The organism is Quadrisphaera granulorum, from assembly GCF_003149145.1.
In the GTDB taxonomy this organism is placed as follows: Bacteria; Actinomycetota; Actinomycetes; order Actinomycetales; family Quadrisphaeraceae; genus Quadrisphaera; species Quadrisphaera granulorum.
The window spans coordinates 360,897-382,707 of the sequence record NZ_QGDQ01000001.1; the positions used below are offsets into that span (position 1 = coordinate 360,897).

At 74.3% G+C, this 21,811-nt stretch carries 20 protein-coding genes and 2 tRNA genes; 16 read left to right on the plus strand and 6 right to left on the minus strand.

The genetic code is table 11. From position 1 onward, the window contains the following. Nucleotides 1–11: 11 nt before the first annotated feature. Together BXY45_RS01625 and BXY45_RS01630 are read right to left on the minus strand one after the other, a co-directional pair. Nucleotides 12–686, minus strand: coding sequence for a response regulator transcription factor (locus BXY45_RS01625; protein WP_211319139.1), 675 nt, complete (start codon nucleotides 684–686; stop codon nucleotides 12–14). After that, nucleotides 679–2,784, minus strand: a complete 2,106-nt coding sequence (locus BXY45_RS01630) for a sensor histidine kinase (RefSeq protein WP_109772514.1) — start codon at nucleotides 2,782–2,784, stop codon at nucleotides 679–681. Before BXY45_RS01630 ends, BXY45_RS01625 begins: the two co-directional genes overlap by 8 nt. 194 nt (nucleotides 2,785–2,978) lie before the next feature. Between BXY45_RS01630 and BXY45_RS01635 the strand changes: the two genes are divergently transcribed. The 6 genes from BXY45_RS01635 (at nucleotide 2,979) to BXY45_RS01660 (ending at nucleotide 7,258) form a co-directional block, all read left to right on the plus strand. Next, on the plus strand, nucleotides 2,979–3,677 hold the full coding sequence (locus tag BXY45_RS01635) for a hypothetical protein (protein WP_109772515.1): 699 nt from the start codon (nucleotides 2,979–2,981) through the stop codon (nucleotides 3,675–3,677). Between the two features lie 75 nt (nucleotides 3,678–3,752). Continuing rightward, nucleotides 3,753–4,538 carry a fumarylacetoacetate hydrolase family protein gene (locus BXY45_RS01640; protein WP_109772516.1) on the plus strand — a complete coding sequence of 262 codons (786 nt, stop codon included), beginning with the start codon at nucleotides 3,753–3,755 and terminating at the stop codon, nucleotides 4,536–4,538. Next, nucleotides 4,535–6,058, plus strand: a complete 1,524-nt coding sequence (gene gltX, locus BXY45_RS01645) for a glutamate--tRNA ligase (protein ID WP_109772517.1) — start codon at nucleotides 4,535–4,537, stop codon at nucleotides 6,056–6,058. The genes BXY45_RS01640 and gltX overlap by 4 nt, the downstream gene beginning before the upstream one ends. Before the next feature lie 11 nt (nucleotides 6,059–6,069). Next, nucleotides 6,070–7,035: a CPBP family intramembrane glutamic endopeptidase gene (locus tag BXY45_RS01650; protein WP_109772518.1), complete on the plus strand. Its 966-nt coding sequence runs from the start codon at nucleotides 6,070–6,072 to the stop codon at nucleotides 7,033–7,035. A gap of 77 nt (nucleotides 7,036–7,112) precedes the next feature. Further along, nucleotides 7,113–7,184 (plus strand) — tRNA-Gln (locus BXY45_RS01655). A gap of 1 nt (nucleotide 7,185) precedes the next feature. Next, nucleotides 7,186–7,258: transfer RNA gene (locus BXY45_RS01660), tRNA-Glu, on the plus strand. Nucleotides 7,259–7,350: 92 nt separating this feature from the next. Here BXY45_RS01660 and BXY45_RS01665 read toward each other — a convergent pair. Beyond that, the gene (locus BXY45_RS01665; RefSeq protein WP_109772519.1) at nucleotides 7,351–8,070 is read right to left on the minus strand and encodes an IclR family transcriptional regulator; all 720 of its coding nucleotides are present in this window, start codon (nucleotides 8,068–8,070) and stop codon (nucleotides 7,351–7,353) included. Nucleotides 8,071–8,170: 100 nt separating this feature from the next. On the opposite strand from BXY45_RS01665, the gene leuC reads away from it, so the two are divergent. The 3 genes from leuC (at nucleotide 8,171) to murA (ending at nucleotide 11,743) form a co-directional block, all read left to right on the plus strand. Beyond that, complete coding sequence (gene leuC / locus BXY45_RS01670; RefSeq protein ID WP_211319140.1) at nucleotides 8,171–9,598, plus strand: 3-isopropylmalate dehydratase large subunit; 1,428 nt, start codon at nucleotides 8,171–8,173, stop codon at nucleotides 9,596–9,598. A gap of 51 nt (nucleotides 9,599–9,649) precedes the next feature. Then, on the plus strand, nucleotides 9,650–10,249 hold the full coding sequence (gene leuD / locus BXY45_RS01675; protein ID WP_109772703.1) for a 3-isopropylmalate dehydratase small subunit: 600 nt from the start codon (nucleotides 9,650–9,652) through the stop codon (nucleotides 10,247–10,249). Between the two features lie 159 nt (nucleotides 10,250–10,408). Continuing rightward, nucleotides 10,409–11,743: a UDP-N-acetylglucosamine 1-carboxyvinyltransferase gene (murA, locus tag BXY45_RS01680; protein ID WP_109772521.1), complete on the plus strand. Its 1,335-nt coding sequence runs from the start codon at nucleotides 10,409–10,411 to the stop codon at nucleotides 11,741–11,743. On the opposite strand, the gene BXY45_RS01685 is transcribed toward murA, so the two are convergent. Then, entirely contained in the window at nucleotides 11,668–12,507 is an 840-nt protein-coding gene (locus BXY45_RS01685; RefSeq protein WP_211319141.1) for a CofC family guanylyltransferase, read from the minus strand. The genes murA and BXY45_RS01685 overlap by 76 nt on opposite strands. A 75-nt stretch (nucleotides 12,508–12,582) precedes the next feature. Between BXY45_RS01685 and BXY45_RS01690 the strand changes: the two genes are divergently transcribed. Beyond that, nucleotides 12,583–13,314, plus strand: coding sequence for a lysophospholipid acyltransferase family protein (locus BXY45_RS01690; RefSeq protein ID WP_211319142.1), 732 nt, complete (start codon nucleotides 12,583–12,585; stop codon nucleotides 13,312–13,314). Continuing rightward, on the plus strand, nucleotides 13,311–14,351 hold the full coding sequence (locus BXY45_RS01695; protein WP_109772522.1) for an NAD(P)H-dependent glycerol-3-phosphate dehydrogenase: 1,041 nt from the start codon (nucleotides 13,311–13,313) through the stop codon (nucleotides 14,349–14,351). The genes BXY45_RS01690 and BXY45_RS01695 overlap by 4 nt, the downstream gene beginning before the upstream one ends. Before the next feature lie 18 nt (nucleotides 14,352–14,369). On the opposite strand, the gene BXY45_RS01700 is transcribed toward BXY45_RS01695, so the two are convergent. Then, the gene (locus BXY45_RS01700; protein ID WP_109772523.1) at nucleotides 14,370–15,827 is read right to left on the minus strand and encodes a sensor histidine kinase; all 1,458 of its coding nucleotides are present in this window, start codon (nucleotides 15,825–15,827) and stop codon (nucleotides 14,370–14,372) included. A gap of 156 nt (nucleotides 15,828–15,983) precedes the next feature. On the opposite strand from BXY45_RS01700, the gene BXY45_RS01705 reads away from it, so the two are divergent. The 5 genes from BXY45_RS01705 to BXY45_RS01725 are packed head-to-tail and all read left to right on the plus strand — an operon-like array spanning nucleotide 15,984 to nucleotide 20,569. Then, nucleotides 15,984–16,670 carry a response regulator transcription factor gene (locus tag BXY45_RS01705; RefSeq protein WP_109772524.1) on the plus strand — a complete coding sequence of 229 codons (687 nt, stop codon included), beginning with the start codon at nucleotides 15,984–15,986 and terminating at the stop codon, nucleotides 16,668–16,670. Next, nucleotides 16,667–17,521, plus strand: coding sequence for a polysaccharide deacetylase family protein (locus BXY45_RS01710; RefSeq protein ID WP_109772525.1), 855 nt, complete (start codon nucleotides 16,667–16,669; stop codon nucleotides 17,519–17,521). The genes BXY45_RS01705 and BXY45_RS01710 overlap by 4 nt, the downstream gene beginning before the upstream one ends. Next, entirely contained in the window at nucleotides 17,518–18,414 is an 897-nt protein-coding gene (locus tag BXY45_RS01715) for a DMT family transporter (protein ID WP_109772526.1), read from the plus strand. The genes BXY45_RS01710 and BXY45_RS01715 overlap by 4 nt, the downstream gene beginning before the upstream one ends. 2 nt (nucleotides 18,415–18,416) lie before the next feature. Next, entirely contained in the window at nucleotides 18,417–19,325 is a 909-nt protein-coding gene (locus BXY45_RS01720) for a DMT family transporter (RefSeq protein ID WP_109772527.1), read from the plus strand. Then, entirely contained in the window at nucleotides 19,319–20,569 is a 1,251-nt protein-coding gene (locus tag BXY45_RS01725) for an MGDG synthase family glycosyltransferase (RefSeq protein ID WP_109772528.1), read from the plus strand. Before BXY45_RS01720 ends, BXY45_RS01725 begins: the two co-directional genes overlap by 7 nt. On the opposite strand, the gene BXY45_RS01730 is transcribed toward BXY45_RS01725, so the two are convergent. Beyond that, nucleotides 20,528–21,739 (minus strand): trans-sulfuration enzyme family protein, encoded by a 1,212-nt coding sequence (locus BXY45_RS01730; RefSeq protein WP_109772529.1) that lies wholly within the window; start codon nucleotides 21,737–21,739, stop codon nucleotides 20,528–20,530. The two genes, BXY45_RS01725 and BXY45_RS01730, sit on opposite strands and share 42 nt — an antisense overlap. Nucleotides 21,740–21,811 lie beyond the last annotated feature (72 nt).

The window sequence follows — 21,811 nt, forward strand, 5'->3', positions numbered from 1 at the left end:
AGCCTCCCCGGTCAGGCCGGGGTGATCCCGGCCTCGCGGGCGCGGGCGGCCGCCTCGGTCCGGTCGGAGGCCTGGAGCTTGGCGAGCACCGCCGAGACCACGTTGCGGACGGTCTTGGGCGAGAGGAACAGCGCCTGCGCGATCTCCGCGTTGGTGCGGCCCGCCGCCAGCAGCTCCAGCACCTCCGCCTCGCGCGCAGTGAGCTCGGGGAAGGCCGCAGCGGCCGTCGGCGGCGCCGGGGGAGCGGCGAAGAAGGCCGCCATGCGGCCCGCCAGCGCCGCGCCGAACACCGCCCCACCGGTCGCCGCAGTGCGCACGGCGGCCACCAGCTCCTCCTGCCCCGCTCCCTTGAGCAGGTAGCCGCGGGCCCCCGCGCGCACGGCCGCGAACACGGTGGCGTCCTCCTCCGACATCGTCAGGACGACGACGGCGGCCCGGGCGCGCGAGTCCACGAGCCGGCGCGTGGCGTCCACACCGTCGAGGACGGGCATCTGCACGTCCATGAGCACGACGTCGGGGTCGTGCTCCGCGACAGCGGCGACGGCCTGCTCGCCGTCGGCCGCCGTGCCCACCACGTCGACCACGCCGGTGGAGGCCAGCAGCGCGGCGACGCCGTCGCGGAAGAGCGGGTGGTCGTCCACGACGAGCACCCGCGGCAGCGGGCGCGTGGTCCCGGGCTCAGGCACGGGCCACCTGCTGGGGCACGGCGGGCTCGATGGCTGTCAGCGGCAGCAGCGCCTCGACGCGGGTGCCGCCGCCCGGCGGGCAGGTCACCGTGCAGCTGCCCCCGAGCTCGCGGGCGCGCTCCTTCAGTGAGGCCAGGCCCACGCCGGCGGGAGCAGCGGGGTCGATGCCGCGGCCGTCGTCGTCCACCACCACCTCCAGCGCGCTGCCGCGGCGCCCCAGGTGCACCGAGCACCGGGTCGCGCGGGCGTGCCGGGCGGCGTTGGTCACGGCCTCGCCGGCGATGCGGTAGGCGGCCACCTCCACCGCGGCCGGCAGGGAGGCGGCCTCGAGGTCGGCGGCCGCTCGTACGCTCACGTCGAGGCCAGCGACCCCGAGGCGGTCGGCGTGCTGGCGCAGCGCGCCGACCAGCCCGAGGTCGTCCAGGGCCGGCGGGCGCAGCTCGTGCACGAGGCGCCGGACCTCGGCCAGCGCCTCCTGGACGTCGTCGCGGACCCGCCCGAGCATCCGCTGCGCGGGCTCCGGCAGGTCCGGGGCCAGGTTGCGGACGGTGTCCACGGCCATGACGGCCGCCCCCAGCACCGGGCCGAGCCCGTCGTGCAGGTCGCGGCGCACCCGGCGGCGGTCCTCCTCGCGGACGGCGAGGATGCGGGCCCGGCTGGCCTGCAGGTCCTCCGCGAGCGCCTCGGCGCGAGCGGCGAGGGCGGCCTGGCGCACGAGGTCGCCGAGGAGGCGCTCGTCGCGGCGCGACAGCCGGCTGCGCCCCGTGCCGCAGCCCGGGCCCGCCGGCAGCAGCAGCCGTCCGAGGGGTTCGCCCCGGTAGACCAGGGGCAGCTCGCGGCGCGCGTCCGGCTCCAGGTGGCGTCCGTGCACGGCCACGAGGCTGCCGCCGTCGGCGCGGTCGACCTCCACCACCACGTCGTCCACGCGGAACGCGTGCGCCACGGACTCCGCCACGACGAGCAGCTGCTCGCGCGCCGACCCCGACCGCTCGAGCGCCTGCGCCAGCGACGAGAGCGCGTGCCAGGGGTCGTCGCGGTCACCCAGCACGAGGCGGCGCACGGCGCTCCACACGCGCTCGCGCAGCGGCCCGTACACGGCCGTGACAAGCAGCACCGCCACGAGTGCTGCCTCCCTCTCGGGCAGGGCACCCCCCAGCAGCGCCGAGGCGGCGGCCACGAGGACCACGTCGACCACGAGCACCGACCCCGCCACCAGCGCCCATACGAGGGTGCCGCCGAGCAGCCTGTCGACGTCGACGAGGTCGGGGCGCACGAGCGCCACCGCGCAGGAGGCGGCTACCACCGCGCAGGAGACCGTGAGCGCCGCCGAGGTGAACCCGTCGGGCAGGGCCCAGACGGTGAGCATCGTGAGCAGGGCCACCAGCGCTGACCAGAGCATCCAGCGGCTGCGGTCGCGCGCCGGCCCGGCGGGTCCGCGCGAGCGCGCCACGAGCAGCGCGAACGGCACGAGCAGGCTCACCGGCACCAGCGCCCGCGCCAGCACCCACACCGCCTCCCAGACCGGCTCGGGCAGGGGCACCGGCACCGGGTCGAGGTCCACGCCGGGCACGGGGGGCTGCCCCACCACGGACGACGGGACGCCGAGCACGACCACCGGGAGCAGCGCCGTGCTCGCCAGCCCGACGAGGGCCGCGGGGCGCCAGACCCGCCCGCGGGGGAGCGCGCCGTCGTGCACGAGCAGCAGCACCAGCGGGAGCGGCAGCAGCAGCCACGCACCGAGCCGGTTGTAGGACCAGAACGCCGCCGTGGCGCCGGTGCCGTCGCCGGCGGTGAGGGCGTGAAGCAGCCACGACGCCGAGACGCCGTCCACGGCCCACAGCAGCCCCCCGAGGAGCAGGACGACGGCGACGGGGTGCGCCCGGTCCCGACCCCGCGTCGTCGTCCGCGGACCGAGCGCCTGCACGACGGCGCCGGGGACGGCGAGGAGCAGTCCCGTCAGGGCGGTGCTCCAGCCGGTGCTCGCAGCATCCGGGACGGACGAGGTGGGGGAGAGGGCGTCGAGCACGGCGCTGATCACGAGGGCCGCCGCGCAGGCGGCCACCACGAGCGCCCCCGACGGGCGCACCGGAGCGCGCATCCGCCGATGGTGGCACCGGGGGCGTCCCGCTGTCCCGGGTCGCGGTGTCCCGTGCGCCCGGGACACCAGGCGTGACCAGCGCGGGAGCGCTCGGCCCTGACGCCCGGGACGCTGCGGCGAGGAGCGTCTTCCTCACCAGCACCACCGCTTCGGGATGGCGACCTGCCACCCCACACACCGCACAGGAGCCCACCGTGTCCCTCACCGACCGTCCCGCCCCCGCCCGCACCGACGTCTCCGGCGCCGACACCTCCGCCGCGACCAGCAGCCGGGTGCCCGCCCAGCGCACTCGTCGCCAGCACGAGCCGCTGGCCGACCCGCCCACCGCGTCCTGGGTGCGGCGCCGGGCCGCCGTCCTCGTCGCCGGGGGGCTCGCCTGGTCGCTCACCACCTACGCCGTCGGCCTCAACACCCCCGCGGGAGAGCTGCCCGGGCGGATCGCCGACCTGTCCAGCTTCTGCTTCCAGGCCGGAGTGATGGCGCTGCTGACGATCATCCACCGGACCCAGGCGCTCGGCCCGGGCCGCGTGGCTCGCGGCTTCCTGCGGGTGGAGGCGGTGCTGCTGGGCCTGGCGATGGTCAACAGCCTCCTCGCCGCGACGGTCGCCGACATGGGCAACCCGGTCCAGTTCTGGACCGACCCGTTCTGGCCGCTGTCGATGCTGGGCATGCTCGTCTGCGGCGTCCGCATCGCGGTCGCTGGCCGGTGGCAGGGCGTCCTGCGCTTCTACCCGTCCATCGCCGAGGCCTACTTCCCGCTGGTCATGGGCTCGATCCTCCTCTTCGGCCGCGACGCCGCCGACATCGCCAGCGGCACGGTGGTCCTCCTCGGCTACACAGGCATGGGCGTCGTCATCGCCGCCCGCCCTGACCTCGTCGGCGCCCGCGGCTGACCGGCACCCCTCCGTCCTGATCATGGGAGACCGGCCACCTGAGCAGGTGGCCGGTCTCCCTCCTAGGCTTGACCGGTGCGCATCGCCAGGTTCACCACCGGAGACGACCCGAGGTTCGGCCTCGTCGAGGGAGACGCCGGCGAGGAGGTGATCCACGTCGTCGTGGGAGACCCGCTCTACGCCCCCCTGCAGCCCACGGGTGAGCGCGTGCCGTTGGCCGACGCCCGCCTGCTGGCCCCGGTCATCCCGCGCAGCAAGGTCGTGGGCATCGGCCGCAACTACGCCGACCACGCCCGCGAGATGGGCAACGAGCTCCCCGAGAAGCCGCTGATGTTCCTCGTGCCGAACACCGCCGTCATCGGCCCCTCGGACCCGATCGTCATGCCCGAGGGCTCCGAGCGGGTGGACTACGAGGGCGAGCTCGCCGTCGTCATCGGCCGCGTCTGCAAGGACGTCCCCGAGGAGCGCGTGGCCGAGGTGGTCTTCGGCTACACGGTCGCCAACGACGTCACCGCCCGCGACTGGCAGAAGGGCGACGGGCAGTGGGCCCGCGCCAAGGGCTTCGACTCCTCCAAGCCCCTCGGGCCGTACATCGTCCCGGACCTGACCCTCGAGGACGTCGAGGACCTGCGCCTGCAGACCCGCCTGGACGGGAAGACCGTGCAGGACGGCACCACCAAGGACATGGTCTTCGGCGTCGCCGAGCTCGTCGCCACCGCCAGCCGGGCGTTCACGCTGCTCCCGGGTGACGTCATCCTCACCGGCACCCCCGCCGGCGTCGGGCAGCTGCGCGAGGGCCAGCGCGTCGAGGTCGAGGTCGAGGGCATCGGCGTGCTGAGCAACCCGGTGGTGCGGCGATGAGCGAGACCAGCACGACGGTGACCACGACGACGACGGCGAGCGCGAGCCCGGTGAGGGTGCGCATCGCGCCGTCCCCGACCGGCGTGCCCCACGTCGGCTTCCTGCGCACAGCGCTGTTCAACTGGGCCTACGCCCGCCACACCGGCGGCACGTTCGTGCTGCGCATCGAGGACACCGACCTCGCGCGCCACAGCGAGGAGAGCTACCACCAGATGGTGGAGGCGCTGCGCTGGCTGGGCCTGGAGTGGGACGAGGGCGTCGAGGTCGGCGGCCCGCACGAGCCCTACCGGCAGTCCCAGCGCAGCGCGCTGTACGCCGACGTGCTCGCCGAGCTCGTCGAGGGCGGGTACGTCTACGAGTCGTTCTCCAGCCCGGAGGAGGCCGCGGAGCGCCGCCGCGCCGCGGGGGAGGACCCCCAGCGCGGCTACGACAACGCCGACCGCGACACCACCGAGGAGCAGAAGGCCGCCTTCCGCGCGGCGGGCCGCGAGCCCGTGTGGCGCCTGCGGATGCCCGACGGAGACCACTCCTTCCACGACCTCGTCCGCGGCGAGGTGCGCTTCCCCGCCGGGTCGGTGCCCGACTACGTGGTGGCCCGCGCCGACGGCACCCCGCTGTACACGCTGGTCAACCCCGTCGACGACGCGCTCATGGGCATCACCCACGTGCTGCGCGGTGAGGACCTGCTCTCCTCCACGCCGCGCCAGCTGGCGCTGTTCGACGCGCTCAAGGCCATCGGGACGGCGCACGTCACGCCCCTGTACGGGCACATGCCCTACGTCATGGGCGAGGGCAACCGGAAGCTGTCCAAGCGCGACCCGGAGTCCAACCTCTTCGTCCACCGCGAGCGCGGCTTCCTGCCCGAGGGGCTGCTCAACTACCTCGCGCTGCTCGGATGGTCGATCGGGCCCCACCGCGACGTCTTCACCCCGGCGGAGATGGTGGAGGCGTTCGACATCGCCGACGTCGTCGCCAGCCCCTCCCGGTTCGACCTCAAGAAGGCCGAGGCCATCAACGCGGCCCACATGCGGCTGCTGACCCCGGAAGCGTTCCGCGACCGCGTGCTCGCCCGCCTCCAGGACGACGGCGTGCTGCCCGCCGAGCCCACCGAGCGGCAGGTGGCCGTGCTGGCCGCGGCCGCGCCGCTCGTGCAGGAGCGCATGGTGCTGCTGGGGGAGGCCGCCGGGATGCTCGGCTTCCTCTTCGTCGACGACGACGCGCTCGTCGTCGAGGAGGACGCCCGCGGGTCCCTGCGCCCCGAGGCTGCCGACGTGCTCGACGCCTCGGTGCGGGCCCTGGAGGCCCTCGAGGACGACGCGTGGGCCGCGGCGTCGTTGGAGGCCGCGCTGCGCGAGGCGCTCGTGGACGGGCTGGGCGTCAAGCCCAAGTTCGCGTTCGCGCCGTTGCGCGTGGCCGTCACCGGCCGGCGGGTCTCCCCGCCGCTGTTCGAGTCGATGGAGCTGCTGGGGCGCGACAGCGCGCTGGCGCGCCTGGCGTCGCTGCGCGCCTCCCTGGGGTGACAGCGGGCTCGGTGGACGACGCCGACCTCGCCGTCAGGTGGGGGCCGCGGCCCTACCCGCAACTCCTGCGGGGGCCGCGGCACCGCTGGTGGCGGCCGCTCGTCGGCGCTGCCGTGGCGGTTGCGGGCGTCGGCGTGCTCATCGCGCTCATCGGGGTCGCCTACGCCGTGGCGGAGGTGGTGCTGGGACGGCCGCTGACGGACGAGGAGCTGCTGGCGAGCCCGGTGGCGTTCCTCGCGAACAACCTCGTGCTCGCCGCGCTCATCCCGCTCAGCTGGGCGGCCGTGCGACTCGGGCACGGCATCGGTCCGCGGTGGGTGGTGTCCGTCATGGGCAGGCTGCGCTGGCGCTGGCTGTTCGTGTCCGGGCTGCTGCCCGCCGTCGTCGTCCTGGTCACCGTGGGTGGGCTGGGGCTCCTCTCGGCCGCCGCCGGTGAGGAGCCGTTCGGCTCCGGTGACCAGCGGCGCACGGGCGCGGTGGTGGCGCTGCTCGTCGTCGTCGTGCTCACCACGCCGCTGCAGGCGGCGGGGGAGGAGTACTTCTTCCGCGGCTGGATGTCCCAGGCGATCGGCTCGTGGTTCCGGCGACCCGGGGTGGGGGCCGTGGTGGCGGCGTTGGTGTCGGCGACGGCGTTCGCCTACGCCCACGGCGACCAGGACCCTTGGCTGTACGCCGACAGGTTCCTCTTCGGGCTGACCGCCAGCTACCTCGCGTGGCGCACGGGGGGACTGGAGACGGGCATTGCCTTCCACGCGGTGAACAACATCGTCGTCTTCGTCCCGACGGTGCTCGCGGGTGGGCTCTCGGAGTCGCTGGGGACGACGTCGGCGTCGCCCCTGCTCGTGGTGGTCGACGCGGTGGGGTTTGCCGTGATTGCCCTGGGCGCGGCGCGGATGGCGCGCCGGAGGGGGTTGGTTCGGCTCTCGGTGCCACCTCGGGTAGAGTCTTCCCTCGGCGCGGTCAACGGCCCGGTCTAAGACCGGAACCGCTGGCAGTTCCGACGCTTTGCTTACTCAGTGTTTGCTCACTCCATGTGATCAGCGCTGGTGAGTGGTGGGGTATGGTGTAATTGGCAGCACAAGGGATTCTGATTCCCTTAGTCTAGGTTCGAGTCCTGGTACCCCAGCGGCCCCGTTGTGTAGTGGCCTAGCACGCCGCCCTCTCAAGGCGGTAGCGCGGGTTCGAATCCCGTCGGGGCTACACCTGAGGCCCGGTGCGCAGATGCGCACCGGGCCTCTTTTTTCGTATCGGGCTGGACCGCAACGGGGCGCCCGGCTGCGGACGCGGCAGGGTCAGGCGGAGCGAGCGAGGGCTTCGGACAGCCGTGAGGCCGCGGTGAGCACCGCCTCGGCGTGCAGGCGCCCGGGCTGGCGGCCCAGCCGCTGCAGCGGCCCCGAGATCGACACTGCGGCGACGACGCGCCCGGCGGGGGAGCGCACCGGCGCGGACACGGACGCAACGCCGTCTTCACGCTCTGCCGCCGAGCTGGCCCAGCCCCGCCGGCGCACCGCGGCGAGCCCGGCAGCCGTGAAGGCCGCACCGGAGAGCCCCCGGTGCAGACGCTCCGGGTCTTCCCAGGCCAGGAGCACCTGCGCGGCCGACCCTGCGTGCATGGACAGGGACGCGCCCACGGGGACGGAGTCGCGCAGGCCGGGGCCGGGGCGGTCGGCGGCGGCCACGCAGACGCGCACGTCGCCCTGGCGGCGGTACAGCTGGGCGCTCTCGTGGGCGGCGTCGCGCAGGGCCGCCAGCACCGGGCCGGCACTGGCGAGCAGTCGGTCTTCGCCAGCGGCGGCGGCGAGTTCTCCCAGGCGAGAGCCGAGTACGAAGCGGCCCTGGAGGTCTCGCGTCACGAGCCGGTGGTGCTCGAGCGCCACGGCCAGTCGGTGGGCCGTGGGGCGTGACAGCTGCGTGGCGCTGACGAGCTGCGCGAGCGAGAGCGGGCCTGCCTCGAGGGCGGTCAGCACTCCAACGGCCTTGTCCAGGACGCCGACTCCGCTAGACTTGTCCACGGCTCGATACTCCCGTCTCAGTCTGTGAGATGCAAGTGACCGGGCCGCGGGCCCGCGGCGCACCTGCCCGGGCGTGACGCAGGATCTGGTGGAGGACTCAGTGGGACGCACGCTGGCCGAGAAGGTCTGGGACGCACACGTCGTGCGCAAGGGGGCTGCGGGCGAGCCCGACCTGCTCTACATCGACCTGCACCTCATCCACGAGGTCACGAGCCCGCAGGCCTTCGACGGCCTGCGTGAGGCCGGCCGCCCCGTGCGCCGTCCCGACCTGACGATCGCCACCGAGGACCACAACATCCCGACGGTGGACATCGACAAGCCCATTGCCGACCTCGTCAGCCGCACGCAGGTCGACACGCTGCGTCGCAACGCCGCGGAGTTCGGCGTCCGCATCCACTCCCTGGGCGACGTCGACCAGGGCATCGTGCACGTCGTCGGCCCGCAGACCGGGCTCACCCAGCCGGGCATGACGATCGTCTGCGGTGACTCCCACACCTCCACGCACGGCGCGTTCGGCGCGCTGGCCTTCGGCATCGGCACGTCCGAGGTCGAGCACGTGCTCGCCACCCAGACGCTGCCGCTGGCGCCGTTCAAGACCATGGCCATCACCGTCGACGGCGAGCTGCCCGAGGGCACCACCAGCAAGGACATCATCCTCGCGGTCATCGCCAAGATCGGCACCGGCGGCGGTCAGGGCTACGTGCTCGAGTACCGCGGCGAGGCGATCCGCGCGCTGTCCATGGAGTCGCGCCTGACCGTCTGCAACATGTCGATCGAGGCCGGCGCCCGCGCCGGCATGATCGCTCCGGACGAGAAGACCTTTGCCTACATCAAGGACAAGCCCCACGCCCCCAAGGGCGCCGACTGGGACGCTGCCGTCGCGAACTGGCGCGAGCTGGTCACCGACGACGACGCCGTCTTCGACGCCGAGGTCGTCATCTCCGCTGCCGACCTGGAGCCCTTCGTCACCTGGGGCACCAACCCCGGCCAGGGCGTGCCGCTGAGCGGCTCCGTGCCCGACCCGGCCCAGATGACCGATGAGGGCGAGCGCGCCGCCGCCGAGCGCTCCCTGGAGTACATGGGTCTCAAGGCTGGCACGCCGATGCGTGAGATCCCGGTCGACACGGTCTTCATCGGCTCCTGCACGAACGGCCGCATCGAGGACCTGCGCGTCGCCGCCGAGGTGCTCAAGGGGCGCAAGGTTGCCGATGGCGTTCGCCTCATGGTGGTTCCCGGCTCCGTTCGCGTGCGCCTCCAGGCCATGGAGGAGGGGCTGGACAAGGTCTTCCTCGAGGCGGGCGGTGAGTGGCGCGGCGCGGGCTGCTCCATGTGCCTGGGCATGAACCCCGACCAGCTCGCCGTCGGCGAGCGCGCGGCCAGCACCTCCAACCGCAACTTCGAGGGCCGACAGGGCAAGGGCGGGCGCACCCACCTCGTGTCCGTGCCGGTGGCTGCCGCCACCGCCGTGCGCGGGACCCTGTCCAGCCCCGCCGACCTGGCACCGGCCGCCCAGCCGGCCCTGGTCTGAGCGCCGCCCCGCCGCCCCCGCCGCTGACGAGCCCGAGGAACTGACATGGCCCTGGAGCCCTTCACCACCCACACCGGCGTCGGCGTGCCGCTGCGCCGCAGCAACGTCGACACCGACCAGATCATCCCGGCGGTCTACCTCAAGCGGGTCACCAAGACCGGCTTCGAGGACGGCCTGTTCGCCGCCTGGCGCAACGACCCGACGTTCGTGCTCAACCAGGACGCGTTCCGCAACGGGTCGGTGCTCGTCGCCGGTCCGGACTTCGGCACCGGCTCCTCCCGCGAGCACGCCGTCTGGGCCCTCAAGGACTACGGCTTCCGTGTGGTGCTGAGCTCGCGCTTCGCCGACATCTTCCGCGGTAACTCGGGCAAGCAGGGCCTGCTCGCCGGGCAGATGTCCCAGGACGACATCGAGCAGCTCTGGAAGCTCCTCGACAACGACCCGGGCGCCACGATCACCGTCGACCTTGCCGAGAAGACCGCCACCTGCGGCACCGCGGTGTTCACCTTCCAGGTCGACGACTACACCCGCTGGCGCCTCATGGAGGGCCTCGACGACATCGGCCTCACCCTGCGCCACGAGGCCGAGATCGACGCGTTCGAGGCCGCGCGTCCCAGCTGGAAGCCGGCCACGCTGCCCGTCCTGTCCTGAGACGTCCGTGATCGGGCAGTGACCACTCGGTGACGCACCGGGTGGTCACTGCCCGTTCTGCCCAGGTGCAGACCTGGTGCAGACTTGCCGGACGCCCCTGCGGCCGGTGGTCTCGCACCGACTCCAACCGCACACCCCGGGGCGCACACGAGGGGACCCATGAGCAGCACTCTGACCGTCACCGGCGGCGCGCCTCTGAAGGGCAGCGTCGCCGTGCGAGGCGCCAAGAACTTCGTGACCAAGGCGATGGTCGCTTCCCTCCTGGGTGAGACCACCTCCCGCCTGCGCAACGTTCCCGACATCAGCGACGTCGCGGTGGTCCGCGGCCTGCTCGAACTGCACGGCGTGCGCGTCTCGGAGGGCGCCGAGGACGGCGAGCTCGTGCTCGACCCGGCCGACGTCGAGGTGGCCGCCGTGGCCGACATCGACGCCCACGCCGGCTCCAGCCGCATCCCCGTGCTGTTCTGCGGCCCGCTCGTGCACCGCCTGGGCGAGGCGTTCATCCCGGACCTCGGCGGCTGCCGCATCGGCGACCGGCCCATCAACTACCACCTCGACGTGCTCCGCCAGTTCGGCGCCGTCGTCGACAAACGCCCCTCGGGCATCGCCCTCTCCGCCCCGCGCCGCCTGCGCGGCACCCGCATCTCCCTGCCCTACCCCAGCGTCGGGACGACGGAGCAGGTGCTGCTCACGGCCGTGCGCGCCGAGGGCGTCACGGAGCTGCGCAACGCCGCCGTCGAGCCGGAGGTGCTCGACCTCATCGCGGTGCTGCAGAAGATGGGGTCGATCATCAGCGTCGACACCGACCGCGTCATCCGCATCGAAGGCGTCGACTCCCTCACCGGGTACGAGCACCGCGCCCTGCCCGACCGCATCGAGGCGGCCAGCTGGGGTGCCGCGGCGCTGGCCACCGGAGGAGACGTCTACGTCGAGGGCGCCCGCCAGCCCGACATGATGACCTTCCTCAACACCTTCCGGAAGATCGGCGGCGCCTTCGACGTCGACGACTCCGGCATCCGGTTCATGCACCCCGGTGGTCCGCTGCGCTCCATCGCGCTCGAGACCGACGTGCACCCCGGCTTCATGACGGACTGGCAGCAGCCCCTCGTCGTCGCCCTCACCCAGGCGCAGGGTCTGTCGATCCTCCACGAGACCGTCTACGAGAACCGCCTCGGCTTCACCGACGCCCTCGTGCGGATGGGCGCCACCATCCAGGTCTACCGCGAGTGCCTGGGGTCGACCCCGTGCCGCTTCGGCGCGCAGGACTTCCGCCACTCCGCCGTGGTGTCCGGGCCCACGCGGCTGCAGGGCGCTGACATCACCGTGCCGGACCTGCGCGGCGGCTTCAGCCAGCTCATCGCGGCGCTCGCCGCCGACGGCACCTCACGGGTGCACGGCATCGACCTCATCGACCGCGGCTACGAGCACTTCGCCGAGAAGCTCGCGGCGCTGGGCGCGCAGGCCGTGCGCGACGAGGAGCCCGCCCGGGTCTGAGCACCACCGCGGTCCTGCGCGTCTCGGGTCTGGGCGTCGAGGATCTGCGCGGTCCGAGGCCCCAGCCCGAGTTCGCGCGCCTGCTCGAGCTCGGCGGGGGTGTCGACGTCGCGGCGCAGGCGCGCCAGGCCCATGCCCACGGGCACGGCGCCGTCACGGCGGTGCGCCAGCGCCGACCCCGGGCCGAAGCGCGGGCGCAGGAGGCTGGTCTCAGGGCCGCGCAGTCGCCCGGCGAGCAGAACCGTGCCGGTGCCGTCCGCGTCGGGGACCACCGCGGTGCCGCCCGCGTCGAGCACACCGCGCGCCTCGTCCAGAGCCGTGGCCAGGTCGGCGGGGAGCAGGCTCGGGACGTCGGCCAGCAGGACGGCGACGGGCGCGCCGTCCCGCTGGCCGCTGCCGCCGTCGTCGTCATCGTCGTGGTCCTTGTCGTCTTCGGTGCGCAGCGCCGCCAGGCCCTCGTCGAGCGCGGCCAGCAGACCACTGCCCGGCGCGGACTCGCGCACCACGCGAGCGCCCAGCGCCGCGAGGCGCTCACCGCGACCGACGTCGGCGCAGATCACGTGCACGGACACCACCCGCGGGCACGCCAGTGCCGCCTCGACGGAGTCGAGCGCGATCGCCTCGGGCAGACCGGGGAGGTGGCGGACGACGTCACCGAGGCGGCTCTTGGCCGTGGGACCGCCCTTGACCGGCATCAGCAGGCGCCATCCCACGACGTCCCGTGCGAGGTCCGCTGTGACGTCCCGTGAGGTGTCCTCAAGCACCTGCCGATCCTGTCAGCCCCACCCGGCGGTGCCCGTGCTGCAGGTGGCGAGCTCGCCCGGATAGCCTCCTGAGCCGTGTCACTCGTGCAGCCCGGCCTGGGCCTTCCCCTCGGAGCTGCGGCGATCGTCGTGCGGAGCGTGCTGCGCACCGTGTCGCGCCCCGACTGGCACGGCCTCGAGAACCTGCCCGACGGCGGCTGCGTCATCGTGGCCAACCACGTCTCCTGGCTCGACCCGGTGACCCTGGCCGACGTGCTCGTCGCGTCCGGCCCGGTGCCGCGCATCCTCGCCAAGGAGAGCCTGTTCCGGGTGCCGGTGCTGGGGCAGCTGCTGCGCACCATGCGCGGGGTACCCGTCAGCCGCGGCACGGGCGATGCGGCGGCGGCGCTGCAGCATGCCGCCGAGGCGGTCCGCGGCGGCGACCGCGTGGTGATCTTCCCTGACGGCACGCTCACGAAGGACCCGGAGGGCTGGCCCATGGTCGGCAAGACGGGCGCCGCACGGCTGGCGCTCACCACGGGGGCGCCGCTCGTGCCGATCGCCCAGTGGGGTCCGCAGCAGCTGCTGCCGCGCACCGGCAGGCCGCGCCTGTGGCCTCGGCCCCGCATGCAGGTGCTCGTGGGGCCCCCTGTCGACCTGTCCGCCTACCAGGGCCAGCCCATCACCGCGACCGTGCTGCGCGAGGTGACCGATCTCGTGGTCGACGCCGTCGTGGAGCTGCTCTCGCAGCTGCGGGGTGAGCCGGCGCCTGCCCGGTGGGATCCTCGGACCGGCTCGCGGCGACCCGCCGTCGAGGGCACCCCGTGAGCGCGCCTCGCCGCGTCACCGTGCTGGGTGCGGGCAGCTGGGGTACGACGTTCGCGCAGCTCGTGGCCGATGCCGACCCGAGCGCCCGGGTGGTGGTGTGGGGTCGCGACGCCGCCGTCACCGAGGAGATCAGCCGAGCCCACGCCAACTCGCGGTACCTCAAGGGTCTGCGCCTGCCCGCAGGCGTCAGCGGCACCACTGACCTCGCCGCGGCACTGGGGGACGTCGACGACGTCGTGCTGGCTGTGCCCGTACAGCGCCTGCGAGGCGTGCTCGCCACCGCCGCATCTCATCTGGCACCGCGCCCGGGGGGCAGCTCCACCGGCCCGACGGTGATCAGCCTCCTCAAGGGGCTGGAGCTCGAGACCCACCTGCGCGTCAGCCAGGTCGTCCGCGAGGTCCTCGGTGACCTGCCGTTCGCGGTGGTCTCCGGGCCCAACCTGGCCCGCGAGATCGCCGAGCGGCGCCCGTGCGCCACCGTCGCGGCCGCCGAGCAGGAGGACATCGCCGACCGCGCCGCCGCGCTGTGCGCCACCGACTACTTCCGCCCCTTCACCGCACGCGACGTCATCGGCGTCGAGGTGGCCGGCGCCGCCAAGAACCTCCTGGCGGTCGGGGTGGGCCTGGCCGAGGGCCTGGGCCTGGGTGACAACGCCAAGGCGTCCGTCATCGCCCTCGGGCTGGCAGAGGTGACGCGACTCGTCGTCGCGATGGGTGGTTCGGCCGCCACGGTCGCGGGGCTGGCCGGTGCGGGAGACGCCTTTGCCACGTGCGCGTCCACGCTCTCGCGCAACCACCGCCTCGGGGTGGGGCTGTCGCAGGGCCGGCCCCTGCAGGAGGTGCTGGATGGGCTCGGCGGCACCGCCGAGGCCGTCGGCACGGCGCGCTCCATCACCGCGCTCGCCGAGGGCGCCGGTGTCGCGATGGGCGTGATCGAGCAGGTGGCCGCCGTGCTCGTCGAGGGTCGCGACCCCCGCGACGCCGCCCTGCACCTGCTGTCCCAGCCGCTGCGCGACGAGCGGCTGCCCTGGCGCTGAGCAGTCGACCGAGGGGCGTCAGCGCGCGAGCGGCAGCTCCACGCTGACGGCGGCGCCGCCCAGCTCGGCGTCGTGGCCGAGTTCCAGGCGACCTCCGTGATCGGTGACCACGGCTGCGACGATCGCCAGGCCGAGCCCCGCGCCGCTCGAGGAGCGCGTGCGCGCGGCGTCACCACGCGTGAACCTCTCGGTGGCCGTCGCCATGAGCTCCGGGGGGAACCCGCGGCCGTCGTCGGCGACGACGAGCCGCACCCATGGTCGAGCAGAGCCGCCAGTGCCAGCAGAGCCATCCACGTCGCCGGAGCCGTCGACCAGCGAAGTCCTGACCTGCACTCGTGAGGCTCCCGCGGACTCGGCGTTCGCGACGAGGTTGGCCAGCAACCTCCCGAGCGCCCGCTCGTCGCCGTCGACGACGGCCGGGAGCCCACTGACGTGCACCTGCACAGGGTGCGCTGCGGCCAGACGCGGCGCCTCGCGCTCGGCGAGGGCCGTGAGGTCGACGGGGGCGCGCACGCTGACACCGCGCTCGGCGGAGGCGAGCAGCAGCAGGTCCTGGGCGAGGTGCTCCAGGCGATCGGCCTCGCTGAGCGCCGCCTCGAGCGACTCGGCCGCGTCGGCGGGCAGGTCACGGCCCAACCTCAGCGCGAGCTCCAGCTCACCGCGCAGGACGGCGATCGGCGTGCGCAGCTCGTGGGCGGCGTCGTCGACGAACTCCCGCTCGCGCCGCACGGCCGCCTCGAGCCTGTCGAGCATGCCGTTGAGGGTGCGGGCCAGCACCGCCACCTCGTCCGCGCCTGGCGGTTGCGGCAGGCGCTGGTCGAGCTCCGCCGCGGAGATCCGCGCGGCGCGGCGGGTCAGGTCGGCCACGGGCCGCAGCGCCGCGCCCGCGAGCAGCCACCCCGCCAGGCCGAGGCTTGCCACGAGCACCGGGGCCCCGGCCAGGAACAGCAGCACCAGTCGCGTCTCGGCCTCGTCGAGCTCGCGCATCCGGGTGCCCACCACGAGTACCGAGCCTGCCTCCGGCACCGACACCGGCGACGCCGTGAAGCGGACGCGACCCTGGCGGGGCAGTTCGATGCTGTCGCTGACCTCACCGGAGCGGCGTACTTCCGCGAGTACCGTCGCCGGGAGGAACGACGACGTGCTGCTCGCGCGCCCGCCGCGCGCCTCGAGCACCGCCGCGGCGGGTGAGGTCTCTACCACCGTCCCGTCGGGGGCCACCAGCTCGGCGATCGGGTCTTCGCGCACCACGCGCACGTCACCGCGCTGGATCGCCTGGTGGAGTGCCGACGTTCGGGTGACGAGGCCGGTGTCCACGGCAGCGTCGAACTGGCGGTCGGTGGCGAAGGCCAGCAGACCTACCCCGGCCGCGATGACCACGGCCACGGCGGCGGCGAACAGCACTGCCAGGCGGGAGCGCAGGGCCGAAGGGAGGATTCTGCTCATGCCGAGGGGGACGCGCCGGGGCGTGTTCACCGCTCCGTCATCCTGCACGGGGCACCCTCTCAGTCGAGCCTGTATGAACTGGCGTCCAGGAATCTTTCAGAGAAGAAGCGGACGCACACGAGCCCGACGAGAGGACAGCATGACCGCCCGCCGCGCCGAGCGACGCCACCTCAGGGGGGTGTCGCCGTGAGGATCCTCGTCGTCGAGGATGACGCGGCGATGGCACGGCTGCTGCGCAGGGCACTGGCGTCCGAGGGGTACGCCGTCGACGTCGCCGGTACCGGAGCCGACGGGCTGTGGGCCGCCACCGAGAACGACTACGACGTCGTGGTGCTCGATGCGATGATCCCGGCGCCCAACGGTTTCGAGGTGGCTCGCCAGCTGCGCGAGAGCCGCCGCTGGGCACCGATCCTCATGCTCACCGCCCGCGCCGACGTCGCCGATCGGGTCCGCGGCCTCGACTCCGGCGCCGACGACTACCTCACCAAACCCTTCGCCCTCGACGAGCTGTTCGCCCGGGTACGGGCCCTGGTGCGCCGCGGCGCCGTGCCCCGCCCCGCCGTGATGTGCGTGGGAGACCTCGAGCTCGACCCGGGCAGCCGCCGCGTCGAGCGAGACGGCGTGCCCGTCGAGCTCACGAGCAAGGAGTTCGCGCTGCTCGCCGAGCTCATGCGCCGCCCCGGCCAGGTGCTCTCGCGCAGCCACCTCATCGACCACGTCTGGGACTCCGCGTACGACGGCGCCTCCAACGTCGTGGAGGTCCACGTGCGGCGCCTGCGCGAGAAGGTCGACAGGCCCTTCGGTCGCGACAGCATCCGCACCTCTCGCGGCGCCGGTTACCTCGTCGTCGATGACCGGGAGCCCGTCTCGTGAGGGGCTCGAGGCTGATCAGAGCCACCGCCGCCGCTCTCGCTGGCGCGGCGGTGCTCGGCCACGCCGGCCCGGCCGTCCTCGGGCGGGGCCGGTGGCGCGAGCGTGTCGTGCCCGGACTGCTCGGCCGCGGCGCTCCCGGCGGGGTGGCCCTCACCTTCGACGACGGTCCGCACCCCGAGGGCACCCCCGCCGTCCGGCGCGCTCTCGACGAACTCGGCGTGCGCGCCACGTTCTTCGTCCTGGGGAGCCAGGTGGACCGCCACCCCGGTCACGTCGCGGCTCTCCTGGCCGACGGCCACGAGGTGGCCCTGCACGGGTACGAGCACCGCAACCACCTGACCCGTACCGCTCCCGCGCTCGTAGCCGACCTCGATCGTGCCCGCGCCGCCGTAGTCCGCGACGCCGTGGCGAGCGGGCTGGACCCCCTCGCCGTCGAAGCGGGCCTGCTGTTCACCCGCCCCCCGTACGGCGCCGTCTCCGGGGGCACCCTGTGGGCCGCCCGCGCCTCGCGGCTGCGGCCGGTGCTGTGGACGGCCTGGGGACGCGACTGGCTCGGCCACCGTGGCGACCGGGTCGCCGCCACGGTGCTGGCCGACCTTGCCCGCGACGCCCCCGACACGCCCACCCCCGTCCGGCAGGGCGGTGGCACGGTGCTCCTTCACGACTCCGACTGCACGTCCGTGCCCGGCTCCTGGCGCGGCACGGTCGCGGCGCTGCCGACGCTGGTCGCAGCGGTGCGCGAGCGCGGCTGGGAGCCGCGCCTGCTGTCGGAGCACCTCCAGGACAGCGGGGACCTCGCGGAGCCCAGGGACATCGGGTCGAGCAGGACGACGACGGCGGTGCTCCCGTGAGGGCTGACATCTGGCTCGCGCTGGCCTCGGCGGCCTGCTTCGCGGTCTCCACCGTCGCGCAGCACCGCGCCGCCGTGGACGGTGCCGATGACGGCACGTCGACGTCGCCCGTGAAGCTCATGCTGCGCCTGGCGCGCAACCCGCTGTGGCTCGTCGGCCTCGTCGTCGCCCTCGCCGCGCTGCTCCTGCAGGCGCTGGCGCTGAGCCGCGGCGCGCTCGTCGTCGTCCAGCCGATCCTCCTGCTGGGCCTGCTGCTGGCGCTGCCGATCTCCGACGCCTTTGCTCGCCGCCTGCCCGGCCGGGGTGAGGTGCTGGCGGCGCTGGCCGTGCTCGTGGGGCTCGGCGTCTTCATCGTCTCCGCCGACCCCGACCGCGGCACCCCCATCGCCGAGCCCGGCCATCTGCTGCTCGTCGCCGGCGGGTGGACGGGCGCCGCGCTGCTGGCCGCGCTGCTCGGCGAGACGGTGCTGCGCCGTCGCAAAGCGCTGTTGCTGGGCTTGTCCGGCGGGGCGCTCATCGGCGTCTCCAGCGCCCTGTTGAAGCAGGTGGTGGGCTTGTTCGGGCGTGATCCCGCTGCCGCCCTGCTCGACCCCGCCACCGTCGGCGTCGTCATCACCGGTGTTGCCGGGCTCATCGCCACGCAGGCCGGGTACGCCGCGGGGCACCTGTCGGCGTCGCAGCCGGCGCACTCCATCGCCGAGCCCGCGGTGGCCGCCGCCATCGGTGCCACCGCCTTCGCCGAGCACCTCGCCGTGGGCGTCCTGCCCGTCACCGGTCAGGTGCTCGGGGCGCTGCTCATGGTGGCCGGGGTCATCGGCATCGCCGCCGTCGTCCCCGACCTCCACGAGCGTCCGGGCCTCCACGAACGGCCCGTGACGCGGGAGGTGCGCTGACCGTGCTCGCCGTCGTCCTCGCCCTGGTGGCCGCCGCCTGCTTCGCCAGCTCCACTGTCACCCAGCACCGCGCAGCCTCCACCGCGCCGCCCGAGAGCGGCACCGGGGTGCGCCTCGTCCTGGCGCTGCTGCGCCAGCCGCTGTGGCTGGTCGGCCTGGCCTTCGGCCTCGCGGGCGCGGTGCTGCAGACGGTCGCGCTGTCCCAGGGAGCCCTGCTGGTCGTGCAGCCGCTGCTCGTCAGCGGTCTGCTGCTGGCCCTGCCGCTGTCGGTGCTCCTGGAGGGGCGCCGCCCGGCGCGTGCCGAATGGATCTGGGCCAGCGCCGTCGTCGTCGGGCTGGCGGTCTTCCTCGTGTCCGCCCAGCCTGGTGCCGGCCGCGACGTCGCGGACGCCACCGCCCTGCGGACCTGTCTGCTGGCGGGCGCCGCGGTGGTGCTCGTCGCCGCGGGGCTGTCGCGCGCGGGCAGCGGTCGCTACCGCGCGCTGCTGCTCGGCCTCGGCGGCGGCACGGCCCTGGGGCTCGCCGGAGCGCTGCTCAAGGAGGTCACCGGCCGCTACGCGGTTGACGGCCTGCTCAGCGCCCTGGGCTCCTGGCCGCTGTGGGCGCTCGTGCTGGCCGCCGTCGTCGGCGTCGTCCTCAACCAGTCCAGCTACCGCGTGGGCGTGCTCACCGCCTCGCAGCCTGCTATCACCATCGCCGAGCCCGTCGCCGCTGCTGCTGTCGGCGCCCTGGCCTTCGACGAGCGGATGTCGAACGGGGGCGGCGCCGTGGCCGCTCAGGCCGCGGGCCTCGCGCTCATGGTCACCGCCGTCGTCCAGCTGGCGCGGATCACCGCTGAGGAGTCCTCGGCAGCCGCGCCCACCCAGACCACCCCCGAACCACCCCACTCCCCTGAGGAGGAGCTGTGCTGAAGCCCCGAGAAGAGCGGGTCGAGCCTGAGCCCTGGGCGAGCGTCCTCGTGGTGTCCGGCAGCGTCGGTGCCGGACACGACGGCGCCGCCCACGAGCTCGCCCAGCGCCTGCGCGCGCTGGGCGTGCACGTCGACGTGGAGGACCACCTGCGGGCCCTCATGCCCGGCGCCGCGCTGTTCCTGCGGCAGGGGTACACCCAGAGCGTCGGCCGGGTTCCCGACCTCTTCGAGTGGCTGTTCCGCGTGCTGGAGGACTCGCGCTTCTGGCGGTTCCTCCTGACGCTGCTGTGCCGCACCAGCTGCCGCCGGCTGATGCGCTGGTCGCGGCGGCGCCCCTACTCCCTCGTCGTGTCGACGTACCCGCTGGCCAGCCAGGCTCTCGGTCACTTGCGCGAGCGCGGCAAGCTGCGGGTTCCCGTGGTCACCTATCTGTGCGATCCGGCGGCACACCGCTCGTGGATTCACCCCGGTGTCGACCACCACTGGACCGTCACCGACGCCACGGCGCGTCAGGGCCGCCGTGACTACGGCATCCCCATGACCGCGGTGGGGCCGCTCGTGCCCGAGAAGTTCACCCAGGTGCCGGCCAAGCGCGGCGCCGAGCTGCGCCGTGAACTCGGCATCGATCCTTCGCGCCGGGTGGCCCTGCTCGTGGCGGGGTCGCTGGGCCTGGGTGAGGTGGAGGAGAGCGCCGCCCGCGTCGGTGAGGCCGGGCTGGTGCCGATGGTCCTGTGCGGTCGCAACGAGGAGCTGCGCGCCCGTGTGGCCCAGGTGCCCGGCGCGGTGGCGCTGGGCTGGCGCAGCGACGTGCACGAGCTGCTCAGCGTCGCCGATGTGCTCGTGCAGAACGCCGGTGGTCTCTCGTACACGGAGGCCCTCGTGGCGGGGCTCCCCGCCGTCAGCTACAAGTGCATCCCCGGCCACGGGCGCGCCAACGCCGCCGTGCTCGAGGGCGCGCGCCTCGCGCCGTGGGCGCGCACCGACGAGGAGCTGGCGCCCGCGCTGCGCTCGGCGCTGGCGCGTGGTCGCCGCAGGCTCGACCTGGGCGACCCTGCCGAGGCCGTGCTCGCCCTGCTCGTACCCGCTGACACCAGCGGCGTGGAGCTCATCGACCTCACCGAGGTGCGCCAGGCGGGCCGTTCGGCGCGTGTGCGGGTGCCGCGTCCGCTGCGCCCGGGCCGCGTGGCGCGGGCAGCGCTGGTCTCAGCCCTGCTGGCCCCGATGCTCGCTCGCCGGGGCAGCTGACACGGCGTCGAGGGCCTGGGACAGGTCGGTCCACAGGTCCTCGACGTCCTCGATGCCCACCGACAGCCGCAGCAGGTCTTCGGGGACGACGACGGGCTCCAACGGGTGGCGGCGGCGGCGTTCGATGAGCGACTCCACGCCGCCCAGGCTGGTGGCGGGCAGCCACAGACGGGTCGCCTCCTGGACCGCCTGAGCGCCCGCTGCGCCGCCGTGTACCTCGATCGACAGCACCGACCCGAAGCCCCGCATCTGCGCAGCCGCGCGGGCGTGGCCCGGGTCGGACGGCAGCGAGGGATGGCGCACCCGCTTCACGGCCGGGTGGCCGGCCAGTCGGCGCGCCAGCTCCGCGGCGCTGGCCTGCGAGCGCTCCACCCGCAGGTGCAGCGTGCGGACGCCGCGCAGCGCCAGCCATGCCTCGAACGGCCCGGGGATCGCGCCGACCACCGTCCGGTGCTTGGTGATCGCCGCCAGGATCCCGGGGTCGCGGGTGACGACGGCGCCCATCACCACGTCCGAGTGCCCGGCGAGGTACTTCGTCACCGAGTGGACGACGACGTCCGCGCCCAGCGCCAGCGGCTGCTGCACCAGCGGCGTCGCGAAGGTGTTGTCCACGGCCACCCGCACGCCGGCCTCCCGCGCGGCCGCGCACAGTGCGGGCAGGTCGGCCACCTCGAGCATCGGGTTCGTGGGTGACTCGAGCCAGAGCAGGTCACCGGGTGAGGTGTCGGACAGGGCCGCGACGACGGCGGCGGTGTCGGCGGGGGGAACGCGACGCTGACGCAGCCGCCCGTTCGCCTCGAGGTGGTCCAGCAGCCCCAGAGTCGTGTTGTAGGCACTCTCCGGCGCGATGACGAGCCCACCGACCGGCACCTGCTCGATGACCGCGCTGACGGCCGCCATGCCCGAGGCGAACGCCCGCGCACCGCCACCGTCCGGGCTGCCCTCGGTCGATCGTGCGTCCTCCAGGAACGCGAGCACCTCCTCCAGTGCCTCCCACGTGGGGTTGGCGAACCGCGCGTACCCCCGCGCACCTGGCTCGGTGCTCGCGACGAACGTCGACGTCAGCTCCACCGGGGCGTTGACGGGAGCGTCGGGCGTGCGGGGAGGGCGGCCCGCGGCGACGGCGAGCGTCTCGGGTGACCAGGCGGAACCGGCGGGGGCGTCGTGCACCCGGCCAGGCTAGGCGCCGTCACCCGATGGCTGGCAGGGGCCGACAGTGGCTGGCAGGCGCCTGGTGAGCGG

Coding starts and splice junctions, on each gene's coding strand:
- BXY45_RS01630 (WP_109772514.1), bottom strand. CDS start 2,784: ATGCGCGCTCCGGTGCGCCCGTCGGGGGCGCTCGTGGTGGCCGCCTGC.
- gltX (WP_109772517.1), top strand. CDS start 4,535: ATGAGCGAGACCAGCACGACGGTGACCACGACGACGACGGCGAGCGCG.
- murA (WP_109772521.1), top strand. CDS start 10,409: ATGAGCAGCACTCTGACCGTCACCGGCGGCGCGCCTCTGAAGGGCAGC.